This window comes from Methylobacillus caricis (genome assembly GCF_020532705.1).
GTDB classification, from domain to species: Bacteria; Pseudomonadota; Gammaproteobacteria; order Burkholderiales; family Methylophilaceae; genus Methylobacillus; species Methylobacillus caricis.
Window position 1 is genome coordinate 1,688,369 of the sequence record NZ_JAJAVD010000001.1, and the last position, 16,498, is coordinate 1,704,866.

Sequence of the window (16,498 nt, forward strand, 5' to 3'; positions counted from 1 at the left end):
TAAACCTATAAAACAGCCGGCCTGACCCTTTGTAATTGCGCCAGGTTTTCAAGACATATCTGCCGGAAAGATGCACTTATCCTGGAATCAACACCGGCCGACTCCCAAAATGCAATTGCGGCGACATAAGCCACTTTCCAGGCCTCGGCCTCCCTGGGCAGGGGCAGCGAAGGAATAAACTGCCGCACCGGCACCTCGCCACCAGACAGCGGCGCATACATCATCGGCAACATGTCATAGGCAGGGGACAAGCGCAGCGCACTCGCTTTGGTATCACTGCCAGCCGGGGGATCAAACTGAAAGGATAAATTACCCAGGTGCATGTCCGTATTTCCGATCAGTTGTCCAATCCACCATAATATCTGTGTGGCAAACTCCAGCGTTTCAGGCAACATTCCGAGCTTGGCAAGCTGGGCAACCAGATCAGGCCAGCGTCCACTGCCCTTGCCCAACAAGGCGGCGTCCAGAGAAGATAATGAAATCAGCGGCAATCGCCCAAATTCACCTTGCCGATCAAACCGCTCAACTTCCAGGCAAGTTCTACTGCCAACCTGCAGAACACGGCTACATGCTGCCTGAAGCGGAACATGCTTACGGATTGCCTCCAGCGCTAGGTGCTCGCACACCAAAAGATCAGCCCATCGCTGCACGGCCCCGGAACCATCCTCACCTGAAAACTTGACGATGACATGCGGTGTTGTACTACCCTTCAGTTCACGCTTGGCCGTGAACTTGGGGAACTCACCTCCCGCACTGGAACCACCGCCGATCAATGCAACCGATTCAGATGCCAATCGCCTATATTCGGCATCCAACTGTCCTGCTGTAATGGCAGGTTCTGGCACGGACACAGAACGCAACCACAAGGCATAAGCCTCATCTCCAATAATCAAATGCCCGGAAGTATCCGCCCCACGGCGGCTCAATACATAAGCCACCTGGTCATCAGACCAGCTATCCGGATCACTCGGCACCTCCAGCTCAACCGCCGCCTTGCGCGCAAAACTGCGCCCCAGATACCCTTGGGGCCGCATATCATGCAAAACGTACGGCAATCCCGCCCACACACCTTCCGCATGTTCAACATCTACCGGAAAACCCAGGGAACCAAGTGCAAAAAAACTGCCCTCAGGCGCCAGCAAATGCAGCGCACCTCCTGAAACTCCCTGCCCTCGCTCATTCACCCAGTAAACCGGGATTGGCGTTGAATGGCCTCTCAAAGGTCGGCGAAATGCATACCGTGCACCCTTAGTGATCCCCAAGCGAACCACATCATCGCCATAGGCCTGCACAATACGTAACACAGTAGGCACGCTGACCCCGGCAACAGCCGCCAAATCTGCTGCAGAAGCAAACCCTTGATAGCGCAAACGATGATCAACTTGGATGCGAGCAATTGAGTTACGAGGTCTCATTTATCATTAATTAATAAGTTATGATAAGAATATACTACAAATTATCCATATAAAACAATTAAATAAAAAAATTAAACAAGTTATTTTGATAAAAATATTGATCCAATCAAAACTGGTTAAATATTGACCCCAACTGCCCCGCTCCACCCAATTGACGCCTCCCAACCCTAACCCCCTCAACTCGAGCAATACTCTTCTACACAGCAGAACGATCGCCCATGTAAAAATATTTAAAAAATTTTCAAAATCGACATCAGGGTTTTTCTTCCTCAAAAGTTATATCGGTATAAGAAAGATATTTCTCAGAGGGGGAAAACCGTTGGACCTATTTAACCTGCTATATCGACTAGTGGTTCTTTCAGCAGCAATGCTGCTGGTCACCATGCTAACCGTCGCTTCTTTTGCTCTTCAAGCAGCTGAACTCAACACAAAACTGCCAGCAACAGAGCAACAAAACGGTTCACTGGCCCCGGTCAATGTCGATATGCCAAGCCAACCGCTGGACGTCTCCTTAAAGCAATTAGCCCGCACCACAGGCATGAGCGTCGCTTTTGACAGCAACCTCGCCAGCGGAAAAACCGCCCCGGCCATCAAGGGCCGCATGAAAGCGGATGAAGCGCTCAAGATGCTGCTGGCAGGCACCGGTCTGGAATCCACAATTGATAAAGACAACGCTGTCATCAAGCCTGTTGCTCAAAAACCCGATGTGGATATGAAACTAGAGTCTATTGAGGTACGCAGCAAACGCTTCTACGAAATCGGCCCCTTGCCTGGATTAGGCCTTACCAAGGAACAAATCCCGGGCAATGTGCAAACTATCACTGCCAAAGAAATCAAGGAAGCAAACTCATTAAGTTTGACTGATTTACTTAATCGCAAATTGCAGTCAGTCAATATTAACGACTACCAAGGTAATCCTTTCCAGATGGATGTGACTTATAGAGGATTTACTGCCGGCCCTCAGATTGGAACACCGCAAGGCCTATCGGTTTTCTTTGATGGCATTCGTGTTAATGAACCGTTTGGTGATGTCGTGAATTGGGACATGATTCCCATGAATGCGCTAGCTGGAGTTGATGTGTTTCCAGGATCCAATCCTATCTTCGGTCTTAATACTTTAGGTGGAGCATTTACTGTCAAAACCAAAGACGGTTTTAATCATACAGGAATAGATGCCAATGTATTGACAGGGTCATTTAATAGAAAACAATTACAAGCAACTGCTGGTTGGAATAACGGAACAATTGCTTTATTTGGGGCTGGCAATTTCTTCCTTGAAGATGGCTGGAGAGAAAACTCGCCAAGCAGAGTAAATCAGGCTTTTGGTAAAGCCAGCTACAGAGGGGAAAAACTAGACCTAAATCTGAGCACATTACTTGTCCACAACAATCTTGTTGGCAATGGCCTCTATCCTACTGATATGTATAAGCAGGATAGTAATGGTGTATTTACATCCCCTGATACTACCAAGAATGATTTAGTACAATTCCAGCTATCAAGCAGTTATTTCGTCAGTGAAAACTTTACAGTGACAGCGCAGGTGTATCGCCGAGATAGTAAACGTCATCAAATTGGTGCTGATGTATTTACAGGATTAGCAAATCAGGAAGAAGGCGTTTTTGCACGCGATAAAACATTAGAGGCAATGCCTTACACATGTCTACTTGACAGCACTAACACAGTTGGACTTCCAGATTTCTATGTTTTGACAATAGAAAATCCAACAGATCCATTTAATGATTTATTTATGGATTCATTTTTCAATAGCGGAATTACTGATCCAGACAGTACTCAACTTCCAAGTTTTTTGAATCTTGAAAAAAACAAAGAAGATATACCAGCTGATGTTTTATTAGTTATGCAACAGCAATTTAAGCTGATGTCTAATCTAAATTCTGACTATTATAAACAAATAAGCGGGGCCACAGCCCCTACTATAGGAGAAGAAACTAGTTACTCTTTAGGTGAATCAAGCTACAAAATAGATCCGAGTCTTTTTTCTTCACTGGGAGTTCCTAATAGTCAAATCAATACCTTCGCTGGTCTAGACAGTTTTTACTACACTAACGAAAACGGCGTAGTAAAAAAACACTTCATCATGCCCATCTCCCCAAGAAATAATGATGAATGCAAAACAACCCAGGCATTAGATGCAGTTCAGGATAGCACTCAACGCCCATATACTTATATTGATCCACAGACTGGCGCAATTGCAACTGTCGATGGTGCTTACACTGGCGGTAGAGGAATTGTTGAAGGTACACCTACAGCCATCATCACTGACAATAAAATAAATCAGTTGGTAGAAGGAGCTTCTATACAATTCAACTGGAATTATGAACATCACAAATTCATGATAGGGGCATCTATTGACGATGCAAGCGCAAAATACACCAACTCACAGCGTCTGGGCTTGCTGGATACAGATCGTAATGCTTACCTAGCACCAGACGAGATTCACCCGCAATTCTCAGGTGCTGATATTTCATTAGGTAACAATAATTTCAAAGGTACCAATACAACCAAGAGTATTTACTTCAGCGAAACTTGGTCACCAGTTAAAAGTTGGAATTTCAGCTTGGCTGCACGCTACAATGAAACTCAAACAAAAAATAAAATTGCCACGCGTTATGGCGCAAACAACTTTGAAATCGGTGAATTACTTTCACTACCAGATACATTGGCATTATGTCCAAATAAAGATTGTAGCAATGTACCAACTGGCTATAAATTACCTGATTTATCAAATGTGCTTGATGAAGCTGAAACTGAGAAATTTAGCTACTACTCATTTAATCCATCCTTAGGTGCAACATGGCAAGCTACAGATAATCTAAATATTTTTGCCAATTTTGCCCAGGGAACCCGAACTCCTAGTGTCATTGAACTTGGATGTGCTCTAGATAGAACTCCAGGAGGAACTGGCACAGGCATTGATGAAAACGGCAATCAATACACCTACATTATTCCTAAAAGTGTTGCTGAGAAACGTGAATGCTATCTTCCAACAACATTATCTGGAGATCCCTACTTACCTCAGATAAAAGCTACAACTTTTGACATAGGAGCAAGAGGTCGATTGGGAGAGAATTTTGAATGGAATATTGGTGCATATCAAACCAACTTAAAAGATGACATATATTTTGTTTCTGTCCAGGATGGAAGAGGATTTTTTGACAGCATTGGAAATACTCGTCGCCGCGGTATAGAAACGGGTATATCAGGCAAACTAGGGAAAACAAATTTCAGTTTAAATTACAGTCTTACAGACGCTACATTTCAAGATGAATTTGATATGTTTAGCGCCGACAATAGCAGCGCAAGATTTATTAATGGAATGGGGAGTGGAATAATTAGAGTTAAGCCTGGCAGTCGTATGCCTGGGGTTCCCTTGCACAACCTTAATGCAAGCGTCCGTTACGAAATCACAGACAAATGGCAAATTGGCTTGAGTGCAGTATTGCATTCAGAAAGCTACTTGCGTGGCAATGAAAATAACGAGCATGAAGCAGGCGTGGCACGTACATTCCAGTCTATTCGCTATGTAAATGGCGTTGCAGAGCCATATACGCGTACCTTACCACCAACTACTAATCCAGGCAAAGTCCCGGGCTATGCCGTATTCAACCTTCAAAGCAGTTATAAGTTTTCAAGCGAGTGGACAGCAACGCTACTTATTACCAATCTTTTCGACACTGAGTATTTTAGTGCTGGCCGTCTAGGTCGCAATCCGTTCTCACCATCTATCTTGGGAGCAATAGGGCCTAGTGGCTACAACCATAATTCGGATGATTGGCGTAGTACCAACTTCATCGCTCCAGGGGCACCAAGAGGCATATGGTTCAGCCTAAATTACCAATTCGATCCACGAAAATAAACGCAAGTAAAAGGAATATCAATTGAAAAAAAGCATTTGTGAACCACCTACCAGCATTCAACCGCAACCTACTTAGAGCTTACAAGGGACTAATTGATTGTGGTGAATTGGTGTTGCAGGCAGCCACAAATGCCTGCTTATTCTAAACGATTGGAGAAAAGCATGAAACAGATCACATTAAGACTAGCTGTATTAAGTGCCTTAGGTTTGATTTCAGCACAGGCGACGGCTACAGGTTTAGAGCCGATTCCAGCAACAGGCTTTAGCGGTACTGCCTATAGATTATGTAACACCACAGGCAATTTCGGCTCTAGCATTACCACAGCCCCCACAACATTATCTAATAATGATTGTGCAGTATTCCCGGCTAATGACTCAGCCTCTCCTGTTACTGGTTTTACATTAGCTGCAAATGCATCTAGGCCAGTAGTCATGAATAATACTTACACTAACTTCACAAATGTGACTGTAGGAACAGTGACAGATAGAGTATGGCGTAATGCGGCAGCGACAGAGTGCATTTTTGGCACAAAATTCGTTCCTGCAAATATCGACTATCGCCCTACTGTAGCAGGCGATCCTGATACTGTTGGCAATCAGTACTTTGAAGTTAATGATATTGCACGTGGCGGTTTTAGTAGCTCAGGTACTGTGCAGGCAGGCTATTTTGTCTCAGGAGGATCCTCATCAATTTATCGCATTGGTAGAACTTACACAGCTGTTCAGCATAGAGCTCTCCAATATGACACAGCTACAAATAAAGCAATTCCTGGCACTAATTATGTAGCACTACCGCCGGCACCAGGATCAGCAGCTGCAATCAATGGTGAAGATTTTGCGATTACAGCAACAACTCCCGCAACGACTGTAGCTGCTAATCAAAATGCAGACGTTAATAGCGAATGGGTAGACTTTACGTTTGATGCGGTATGGGCTGATGACGATGGATCCACCAATCCTGCATCACCAATGACCTATATTCAAGCACCTTGCAGTGCTGGCACCATACCTGTTGCAACCAATGCAATCCGCTTACGCCAAACTGCACAAGAATATGCTCGATTTATTCAAGTTAGCGTGGATGGCTTTGCCCCTACCAATGCTACACCAAGTCCAGCACCGGTTGTTCCATTCTAAGAAATAACTAGAGTTTGAATCGTTTTTGCGGTGAGAGATGTTTCACCGCACTCTTAAATCTTTGAAGGAGTTTCAAAATGGCGATCAAGATTTTTAATTCTACAGAAACAAGCTATACAGGAACATCATCTTCCGACCTAGTCATTGGTAATGATTTAGACAATCAGATTTTTGGTAATGGAGGCAATGATGTAATTTTTGGTAATGGAGGCAATGATTATATTGATGGTGGCAATGGCAATGACTTCATCAGTGGTGGAGACGGTGATGACTTCCTCTTCGGCGGTGAAGGCAACGATACGATCTTAGGAGGCGCGGGTGATGATGTAATAGACCTTGGCAATGGCAATAATTTTGCCTACGGTGGAGCCGGTACCGACAATATTTATGGTGGTAATGGTAACGATACAATCTTTGGTGGCAGTGGTGATGATTATATATATGGCGGTGATGGAGATGATATCTTAAGCGGTGGGGATGGAGCCGATATCATCTTTGGCGATGGTAGTAGTGCAGGTGGTGCAAATGTTGTTGGTAACTTATTTTTAGTTACCTCAGATGACTTCCTTGGTGGCGGTGAAGGCAATGATACTTTCGTCATAAGTTCAGAAATTACCAATACTTATATTAGTGGTGGCACTTCTGATCTTGATAATGCTGGCAACGAAGCTAGATATATCGAACTAGAGGAAGCCGATGAAGAAGATGAAGATGCGGGGTTAGTGGCATTTGACACTGTAACTGGCACCATTGTTCCAATTACCAGTATCACTCAATCCCAACAAGCTGAAACCGATGTGCGCCTAAATATTGTCACTCGCCCCGGCTCTAGTGCGATCAGTACTTTTGCTACAACTATTGCAGGTTATAATGCCGTTGATACCATTGAATTCAAAGTTTCTGGTGATTTTTCAGAATCGCTTGGTTTCAGCGGTATAGAGCGTATTGAACTAGCTAGCGGTGTCAACATCGTTCTTTCGGCTGAACAGTTAGAAGAAAATGGCGAGTCTCTAAGTACCGGCTTCCTCAACCCCGGCACCCATATCTATGGTGTTGCCGGCGGCCCAACCGAATCCGTCACCATCAAACTGGAATTTGAGGAAGAAGAGTTCGAGCCTGATGTCGATGGGGCCGAAGAGGTGGAGTATGAATCTGCTGTATTTGAAGTAGACGACTACTCCGTTGCCGAGCTCTTCCATAACGTAGACATCATCTACGATGCCACAGAAGGTGAAGCAGGCAGCTATGTCCGTATCGATGGTGCCAATGAAACTGATGGTGCCCGCGAGATCGTACTGGGTAGCGATGGCGTGGATTATGTCACTGCCCGCCTGGGCGATGACGTAGTTTACGGTAATGGCGGCAATGACCTGCTGGTTGGTCATGGTGGTGCTGATTACCTGGATGGCGGCGAAGGTGACGACATCTTCTTGATCGGCGGTTTTGGCAGCGGTGTGCAAGGCACCACTTCCAAGGCTGATGACGGCAACCCTGAGTGGATTGCCACAGGTGCCAAGCATGATGTGATCATTGGTGGTGAAGGCACTGATACGCTGCGTATTACCACTGGCATCGGCGCCAACACCCAGGCTGCTGGCACCATCATTCTCAACGATGCCAATTTCCAGGAAATGGAAGTGGTACAAGTGGGTGGCACTGTGGGCCGGTTGAATGTGGAAAACGCAGCACTGCAATTGCTGAATGACCACTATTACTTCAATGCCAGAGGCACTGTTTCCGACCTTTCCAATACCCTGGGCAACAATGGCGGCACCATCAACAATGTAGTAGTCGATGCTTCCGGCGTGACAGCCAACGGCCTGATTTTTGAAGGCAATGGCAATACCCAGACCTTTATCGGCACAACGCAGGATGACCGCTTCATTGGCAATGGCGGCAATGACACGCTGACTGGTGGCGCTGGTTCAGACACGTTTGTGTTCGGCAAGGTGTGGACGCAGGTGGTGACTGGCGCTTCGAATGAGGTGCAGACTTATGTCGATACCGCTTTCGACCTCACTGGCGTGGATACCATCACCGACTTCGATAGCGGAGTGGACAAGATTGAGCTCAACACTGATCAGTTCGCTTCCCTTGTCGGCTTCAATGCGGGCAACCTGGTGGTTGGTTCAGGCCCACTCGATGCGGATGACTATCTTGTCTTCAACACTTCTACCAACACTCTGCAGTATTACGCAGACGGCAATGGCGGAAGCGCAGCGGTGGATATCGCGATCCTTACCGGGGTCACTTCGATCACAGCAGCGGATATCGCGGTTGTTTAATTAGGCAGGCTGGGCCGGTCTTGCACCGGCCTGTTCAATTTCCTAATTCTACTTCCAGGAATACTGCTTACGTGACACACAATAACAACACAGCTGTACTGAAAAAAGCCTTGATGAGGCTTACCCCTCATTACCGCAAGGTGGTTTTTTTCGGCCTTTTTACCAATCTGATGGTATTAGCCCCGTCATGGTACATGCTCGAAGTCTATGATCGCGTGATTTACAGTCGCAATCTTGGCACTTTGCTCATGCTGACCATGATGGTGGTCTTTATTTACATGATCATGGAAAGTCTGGAATGGATACGCCGCAACATGATGTTCCAGGCATCGGTTCAACTGGACCAAACGCTGAATGACCAGGTTTTCAACGCTGTCGCGGCAGCCAGGCTAAAAGCCTCTAGTTTTCCCGCGCAACGTGCATTTTCGGACTACCGCAGCCTCAAGGAAAGCCTCTATTCCCCCGCCCTTGCCGGGCTGATCGATGTCCCTTTTATTCTGATTTTTATTGTCGCCATTTTCTGCATCCATAGCAGCCTGGGTTACCTCACCCTGGTTGGGCTGGCATTGCAGACGATCATTGCGTGCATCAACCAATACCGCGTGCAACCGCAGATGATCGAGGCCAACCGTTATGCCCTGGCGGCCCAAAGCTATTTTTCCAGCATCAGTAAAAAATCCGAGGTGATCCAGGCCATGGGCATGCTGGATGCGCTGCAAAGCCGCTGGCAGGAGAAGCAGCAAGGCTTCTTGCTGCACCAGGCTTTTGCCTCTGAAATTGCAGGCAGGAATGCTGCCTTCTCCAAACTGCTGCAAGTGTTGCAAACCTCGCTGGTGCTGGGCCTGGGCTGTTACCTGGTGATCAATCATGCACTGGAGAATGGCGCTGCCATGATGATCGTGGCTTCCATTCTCGCTGCCCGTGTACTTGCCCCATTCAGCCAGTTGATTGCGCAATGGCGTACGCTGGCCGGGGCACTGGAATCCTACGACAGATTGCAGGAGCTGCTAGATAGCCACCCTGCCCGTGAGCAAGGGATGACACTGCCTGTCCCCAGTGGGGAGATCACGGTGGAAAACCTGAGTTATGCCCTGAATGAAAACATCCGTGAGCCGTTGCTGCGCAATATCCAGTTCAAGCTCCATGCAGGCGAGGTATTGCTGATTACCGGCCCTTCTGCTTCGGGCAAGACTACGCTGTCAAAACTGCTCGTGGGTCTGATGCCGCCAAGCAATGGCAAGGTCAGATTTGACGGCGTGGACGCGTATCAATGGGATAAGGAAGAACTGGGCCGGCATATAGGTTACCTGCCCCAGAATGTCGAACTGCTGGACGGCACCATTGCAGAAAACATTACCCGCTTTGGCGAGGCTGACGCTGACAAACTCAACCAGGTGATCGAGCTGCTCCAGCTGCAAACAATGCTGGATGAGTTGCCGGAAGGCGTTAACACACGCATAGGTGCCGAGGGCAGCTTTCTGTCCGGTGGGAGACGCCAGTTGGTCGGCCTGGCAAGAGCCATTTACGGCAATCCTGCCATTGTGGTGTTGGATGAACCCAACGCCAACCTGGACGACGCTGGTGAACAGGCCCTGCAGCAGATGGTGCAAGTGCTCAAGAGCCGCAAAACCACGTTTGTCATCATCAGCCACCTGCAAGGGATCAAGGCGGTGGCAGATACCATGATGGTGATGGTCAAGGGGCAGATACTGCGTTACGGCAAGCCTGATGAAGTGATCGCCTCACTGCAATACCAACCCGGCAACAGCGCCAGGAGCGGCTCATGAGCGCCAGGCAATCCATGCGCGGCTATCTGCCATTATTCAGGAGCGAGCTGTTGTCTGTGGCCATTTTCAGCATGGTGACCAACCTCATGATGCTGGCTCCCACGCTTTACCTGCTGCAGTTATACGACAGGGTGATGCTAAGCAAAAACGAGCTGACGCTATATGCCATCACCCTGATCACCTGTTTTTTCTTTGTCGTCATGGCATTTTCTGAATGGGTGCGCTCCATGACTGCCATCAAGGCCGGAGTGAAGTTTGACCACCTGTTGACCGACCGGCTGTTCAAGCTCGGATTTGCACGTAACTCCCAGCCTACCGGGCCCGAAGCCAGCCAGGCAATGCAAGACCTGACTTTTATCCGTCAATTCCTCACCAGCAATGGCTTGTTTGCATTCTTCGATATGCCATGGACGCTGCTTTACGTGGCTGTGCTGTTCATACTGAACCCGGTATTGGGCATGCTTGCCATTGCCTTGTGCGCCATCCAGTTTGGGCTGGCGTTGTGGAACCAACGCAGTAGTGAAAAACCCTTGCAGGACGCAGGCCAGGCTCGCAGTACTGCCATGCAGTTCCTGGACAGCAAGATACGGAATATTGAAACCCTGCACGTGCTGGGCATGCTGCCGCATTTGCGCGCGCGCTGGCAGGCGCTGCAAAACCGCTGGAACCAGATGGATGCCAGCGCCATGCAGGTACAGAACCGCAACCAGCAAATCAACAAGTTTGCCCGTTACACCATGCAATCCGCCATGCTGGGCATCGCCGCCCTGTTGGCGGTAAAGGGTGAAATCAGCATAGGCGCAATGATTGCATCCAATGTGCTGATTGCCAGGGCGCTGCAACCTTTCGACATTATTGTCAGCACCTGGAAGCAGTTCATCCAGGCAAGGCAGTCTGCAAGCAAGATCGATAGCCTGCTTGCCACCGAGCAACAGCCTGAGCCAGTGTTTGGTACATCGCCCATTGAGATCAAGGGCAGGCTGGCGCTTGACAACCTCAGCGTCACACTTGAGAAAACCGGCAAAGCCCTGCTCAAGAACATCAACCTGGAAATACAACCGGGACAGATATTGGGCGTAATGGGCCCTTCCGGTTCCGGCAAGACCACGCTGGCACGCTGCCTGGTGGGCGTCTGCCCGTGGCAGGCTGGGGATTTTCTGGTGGATGGCCGCCCCATCAACCAGGTTCCGGCCCAGACCTATGCCAAGTCCATAGGCTACCTGCCACAGGATATCGCGCTGATAGAGGGCACCATTGCAGAAAACATTGCGCGCTTTGAGCAGCCGGATACTGCAAAAGTCATACAAGCGGCCCAGGCGGCAGGCATCCATGAAGGCATTTTGCGCCTGCCCCAAGGTTACGACACCCGCCTGGATGATGCCAATGCCGTGCTTTCCGGCGGGCAACGCCAGTTGCTCGGTTTTGCCCGGGCCATTTATCAGCAGCCCGCCGTTATCGTGCTGGATGAGCCCAACTCGCATCTTGATGAACACGGTGAAGCCAGCCTGCTGGCAGCCCTGGTGCTGCTTAAAAACCAGGGCAAGACCATCGTCGTCATCTCACACCGCAGCAACATCCTGAAAATCACCGACACGCTGCTGATCATGGGCAATGGCGAGATTGTCCATCACGGCCCGCGTGACGAAGTGATTGCAGAACTGAACCAGGCCAGGCAGAAGCTGGCATCAAAAGCGGCCTAAGGAGTATTGCAATGAGTTTGCCCGTGACAACACCAGAGATCATCAATGGTCCTGCCATCAAAAACCCTTCAATCCATGACGGAGATATCTCCCAGGCAGGACAGTCAAAAGTGGTTGCGCTCCACGATTATGGCAATAACAGGCATGCCACCAGGCTGGGGCTGGCAATACTGCTGCTCGGGCTGGGTGGATTCTTGCTGTGGGCAGCACTGGCCCCGCTGGATGAAGGCGTACCAACCGATGGCGTGGTCAATGTGGAAAGCAGCCACAAAACCGTGCAGCACCTCAGCGGCGGCATCATCAGCAAGATCATGGTGCATGAAGGCCAGTCAGTCCAGGCGGGCGATGTGCTGTTCACCCTGGATGACACGGCCAGCAAGGCCAGGTTCGATGAAGTCAGGCAGCGCTATATGGGATTGCGCGCGCAGGAGAGCCGCCTGACAGCGGAGAAATCCGGTGCAGGCAGCATCAGCTTTCATGAAGACCTGGTCAAGAGCCAGGATGACCCTTACATCCAGCAGCTCATGCTCAATCAGTCCCAGTTGCTGCGGGCGCGCCAGCAAGCCTTGTTTGCCGATGTTGAAGCCATGCGTGAATCCATACAGGGGCAGACGGTGCTGATAGAGGGTTACAAAGGCGTACTCAGCAGTTATGAATCCCAGCGCCAGTTGCTCAACGAACAGTTGGCAGGCATCAAGCAACTGGTGAGCGAAGGCTATGCCCCGCGCAACCAGCAGAATGAGCTGGAGCAGAAGCTGGCGCAGACCTATGGCCAGATTGCCAGCACCGAATCCAACATCCTGCGCAGCCAGAAAAGCATACTGGAGCTCAACCAGCGCATCAGTGCGCGCCAGCAGACCGAGAAAAAAGAGATAGACACCGAAATGGCCCAGGTCAAGCTGGCAGTGCAGGCAGATGCGGAAAAGTACAAGCCGCTGAAAGATGAGCTGCAACGCGTGACCGTCACCGCGCCAGTCAGTGGCCAGGTAGTTGGCCTGCAAGTGCACACAATAGGCGCCGTGATCCAGCCCGGCCAGAAGATCATGGATATCGTGCCATTTGACGAACCCTTGATCCTTGACGCCAAGATCCCGCCGCACCTGATAGACAAGATTCATGTCGGCCAGGATGCAGATGTGCGTTTCTCCAGTTTTTCCAACACGCCGCAATTGCTGCTGGAAGGCAAGGTCAAGACTGTTTCCACCGACCTGCTGCTGGAACCCGGCAGCGGCAGCCAGGCGCCGTTCAGTTACTACCTGGCACGCGTCAATATCACGGAGGATGGCATGAAAACCCTGGGCAGCCGCCGCCTGCAGCCTGGCATGCCGGTACAGATTGTCATCCGCACCGGCGAGCGCACCCTGCTCACCTATCTCATGCATCCACTGGTCAAGCGGATTGCCGCTTCCATGAAAGAAGAATGAGCATTTTCACCATGCGTTATCCCATGTGCACATCACGCCCAACGAAAACCGCCCTGTTATTGGCTGTGATGCTGACAAGCAGCCAGGTTGCCAGTGCCGCGGAGAACCTATTGAGCCTTTACCAAAAAGCGCTGCAATACGATGCCCAATACAAGGCCGCAGAAGCGATCACAGAGGCAGAACGTGAAGAAATCAACAAAAGCCGCGCCCTCTTTCTGCCGCGGGTGCAGTTTGGCGCCAACGTAGGGCACGGCAACACCGACCGCACCACGCAGACCTCGCTTGGCGCCGTCGAGACACGCCTTAACTACGACATCCATAACTACACCCTGAGCTTGCGGCAATCCCTGTTCAACAAGGAAAGCATTGCCACCTACCGGGGTGCGGAAGCCAATATCAAAAGCAAGGAAGCCTTGTTGCTGAAGGAGAATGCCACCCTGATCACGCGGCTGGCCTCAGCTTACTTTGAGACCCTCTATGCACAGGAAAAAGTGGATGTGCTGCGCAACAGGATAGATGCCACTACCCAGCAACGCGACCAGGCCAGGCAACGTTACGAGCATGGCGAAGGCACCGTCACCGAGATCAATGAGGCGCAGGCTGCGCTGGAGCTGGCACAGGCCGAGCTCATCAGCACCCAGAACTCGCTGGATGTATTCAAGCAGAACCTGAGCACCATCAGCGGCGAGAAGGTCGAGAGGATAGCCCCGCTCAATACAGAAAAACTGCCGCTTGCCATTCCTGACTCCGAAAGCCTGGATTATTGGCTGGAACAGGCCCTGGGCAATAACCCCGAGATTACAGCCGCCCGTCTTTCGGTAGAGGCGGCGCGCCAGGAAGTGGAAAAAAAACGGGCGGGCCATTACCCGACGCTCGACCTGGTCGGCATACGTTCCTATAGCGAAAACGACAGCAATAACACCCTGGGTTCACGCTTCGACACCACAACGGTAGCCCTGCAACTCAATATGCCGCTGTTTGCAGGCGGATACACCAGCGCCAGCGTCAGGCAGGCCAACAGCCGCATGGATGCTGCCGAGGAGTTGCTCAACCTGCATACCCGGGATACTGAAGCCAACACCAGGAAATACGTCAACAGCATACGCAGCGGCCTGCTGGCATTGTCGGCCTACCGGCAGGCGGTCAAATCCAGCGAGATTGCCCTGGAAGGCACACAGAAGGGCTTTGCCGCAGGCACACGCACCAATATTGAAGTGCTGAACGCCCAGCAAAAGCTTTATGGCAGCCGCCTGGAGCTGAGCCGTGTGCAATATGTGCTGGTGAACGACATCATCAACCTGAAGCAGGCGGCGGGCATGCTGAATGAAGCACAGCTGCATGCCCTTAATCAGTATTTTGCTGTGAACTAAGGCCAGGCATATGCAGATATCCAGGACAGCACCGTTGATTTCAAATCCCTTGCCCACCCTCCTGGGCCTGGCGAATTTATGCCCGGCATTAGCATTGGCCACCGGCTTTGTCGAACTCCCTGCCGAAGGCTTTGCAGTAGAAGATGGAACCAGTGCTTACACCCTCTGCAACAGCAGCGGAAAATTCAGCCCGCATGGACAGGCTGATATTCCACGTTCCAATATTCCGCTCAAGCCTACACCGGCGGTGAGCAATACCTGCGCCGTATTTCCTTCAAACGAAATCACGGCTCCCCTGGAAGGATACACGCTGGTCACGCATGCCGTACGCCAGGCCGTGATGAACAATGCTTACACCGCTTACAAGGACAAAAAGATCGCAAGCGTCACTGAATTTGTCTGGCGCAACCAAGCGCAGACCGAATGCATCTACGGCACCAGGGTCATTACGCTTTCCAGCGCTGATGCCGATTTCAACGAACAGAAAAAAGGCCGCCAATATTTCCGTATCAGCGATGTAGCCAGGGGCGGATTGAGCGGCTTGCCGGTTGAAGCGGCCTATTCGCTTTATTCTTCAACGGCAGAACCGGTTTATCGGATTGGGCGCACCTTTACGGCAGTGCAATATAAAAACGGCCAGCACTATGCCAGGCAGCCCAGAACCAGCCCCGCATATCAGCAGGCGATCAATGGGCTGGCAGACCCGGGCCGAAATAGCGCTGTTCCCACTGCAGCCCAGCAATCCGCCTCACTGAATGACAACTGGGTGAACTTCACCACGGTAATCGGCCTGCCCAAACGCCCGGCTTCAGCCATGCTCTATGTCAAAACCGCCTGCTCTGCAGAAGCGCCGGTGACATTGCCGGACGCCATCCGGCTGCGCCAGACCACAGCCCCTTTCATTGAGCTGAGCGTCCCTGGCTTTGTGCCGCCAGGCGGCAAGATAGAAGCCGGTCCGGTACCGACAGCGACCACGGATTCTCGAGATCAGACTCTTCAACCATTTTAAGGAGGCCATATGTTCCCCTACTACCCATCATGTCACCAGAGCCAGCGCATGGGAACAGCCATCGAAAGCCGTGGCTTTACGCTTCTTGAGCTGTTGGTGGTCATGGTCATCATCGGCCTGCTGGCGGGCTATGTTGGCCCCAAGTATTTCGCCCAGATCGGCAAGTCAGAAACCAAGACGGCCAAGGCACAGATTGATGCATTGAGCAAAGCACTGGACCAATACCGATTGGATACCGGCCATTACCCCAGCTCGGAACAGGGTCTTGAAGCGCTCAACAATGCGCCATCGGACGAAACCAGGTGGCATGGACCCTATCTGCAGAAAACCCTGCCGATAGACCCATGGGGCAAGCCCTATCTATACCGCTCTCCGGGAGAGCATGGCGAATATGACTTGTGGTCGTTCGGCAAGGACGGCCAGCTTGGCGGCACTGAAGAATCCGCCGACGTGGTGAGCTGGCAGTAAGGCGACCCCTGGGTATACGGGAAACA

The 16,498-nt window shown here is 50.5% G+C and carries 10 protein-coding genes; 9 read left to right on the forward strand and 1 reads right to left on the reverse strand.

The window, feature by feature from the left end; genetic code table 11:
- Nucleotides 1-5 precede the first annotated feature (5 nt).
- The gene (gene yjjJ / locus LG200_RS07930) at nucleotides 6-1,415 is read right to left on the reverse strand and encodes a type II toxin-antitoxin system HipA family toxin YjjJ (protein ID WP_226757031.1); all 1,410 of its coding nucleotides are present in this window, start codon (nucleotides 1,413-1,415) and stop codon (nucleotides 6-8) included.
- A 367-nt stretch (nucleotides 1,416-1,782) separates the two neighbouring features.
- Here yjjJ and LG200_RS07935 point away from each other — a divergent pair, with 367 nt between their 5' ends.
- The 9 genes from LG200_RS07935 to gspG all read left to right on the forward strand — a co-directional run bounded on the left by LG200_RS07935 (nucleotide 1,783) and on the right by gspG (nucleotide 16,472).
- Nucleotides 1,783-5,292, forward strand: a complete 3,510-nt coding sequence (locus tag LG200_RS07935; protein WP_226757032.1) for a TonB-dependent receptor domain-containing protein — start codon at nucleotides 1,783-1,785, stop codon at nucleotides 5,290-5,292.
- 162 nt (nucleotides 5,293-5,454) lie between these two features.
- Nucleotides 5,455-6,429, forward strand: coding sequence for a hypothetical protein (locus LG200_RS07940; protein ID WP_226757033.1), 975 nt, complete (start codon nucleotides 5,455-5,457; stop codon nucleotides 6,427-6,429).
- A 77-nt stretch (nucleotides 6,430-6,506) separates the two neighbouring features.
- Complete coding sequence (locus LG200_RS14135; RefSeq protein ID WP_319004546.1) at nucleotides 6,507-8,714, forward strand: calcium-binding protein; 2,208 nt, start codon at nucleotides 6,507-6,509, stop codon at nucleotides 8,712-8,714.
- A gap of 71 nt (nucleotides 8,715-8,785) precedes the next feature.
- Entirely contained in the window at nucleotides 8,786-10,501 is a 1,716-nt protein-coding gene (locus LG200_RS07960; RefSeq protein ID WP_226757034.1) for a type I secretion system permease/ATPase, read from the forward strand.
- Nucleotides 10,498-12,201, forward strand: coding sequence for a type I secretion system permease/ATPase (locus LG200_RS07965; RefSeq protein ID WP_226757035.1), 1,704 nt, complete (start codon nucleotides 10,498-10,500; stop codon nucleotides 12,199-12,201). Before LG200_RS07960 ends, LG200_RS07965 begins: the two co-directional genes overlap by 4 nt.
- A gap of 11 nt (nucleotides 12,202-12,212) precedes the next feature.
- Nucleotides 12,213-13,625 carry an HlyD family type I secretion periplasmic adaptor subunit gene (locus tag LG200_RS07970; RefSeq protein ID WP_226757036.1) on the forward strand — a complete coding sequence of 471 codons (1,413 nt, stop codon included), beginning with the start codon at nucleotides 12,213-12,215 and terminating at the stop codon, nucleotides 13,623-13,625.
- A complete protein-coding gene (locus LG200_RS07975; RefSeq protein WP_226757037.1) occupies nucleotides 13,622-14,995 on the forward strand; it encodes a TolC family outer membrane protein in 1,374 nt (457 codons plus the stop codon). Before LG200_RS07970 ends, LG200_RS07975 begins: the two co-directional genes overlap by 4 nt.
- 10 nt (nucleotides 14,996-15,005) lie before the next feature.
- Nucleotides 15,006-16,004: a hypothetical protein gene (locus tag LG200_RS07980; RefSeq protein ID WP_226757038.1), complete on the forward strand. Its 999-nt coding sequence runs from the start codon at nucleotides 15,006-15,008 to the stop codon at nucleotides 16,002-16,004.
- Nucleotides 16,005-16,013: 9 nt separating this feature from the next.
- Complete coding sequence (gene gspG / locus LG200_RS07985) at nucleotides 16,014-16,472, forward strand: type II secretion system major pseudopilin GspG (RefSeq protein ID WP_404809792.1); 459 nt, start codon at nucleotides 16,014-16,016, stop codon at nucleotides 16,470-16,472.
- Nucleotides 16,473-16,498: the final 26 nt, after the last annotated feature.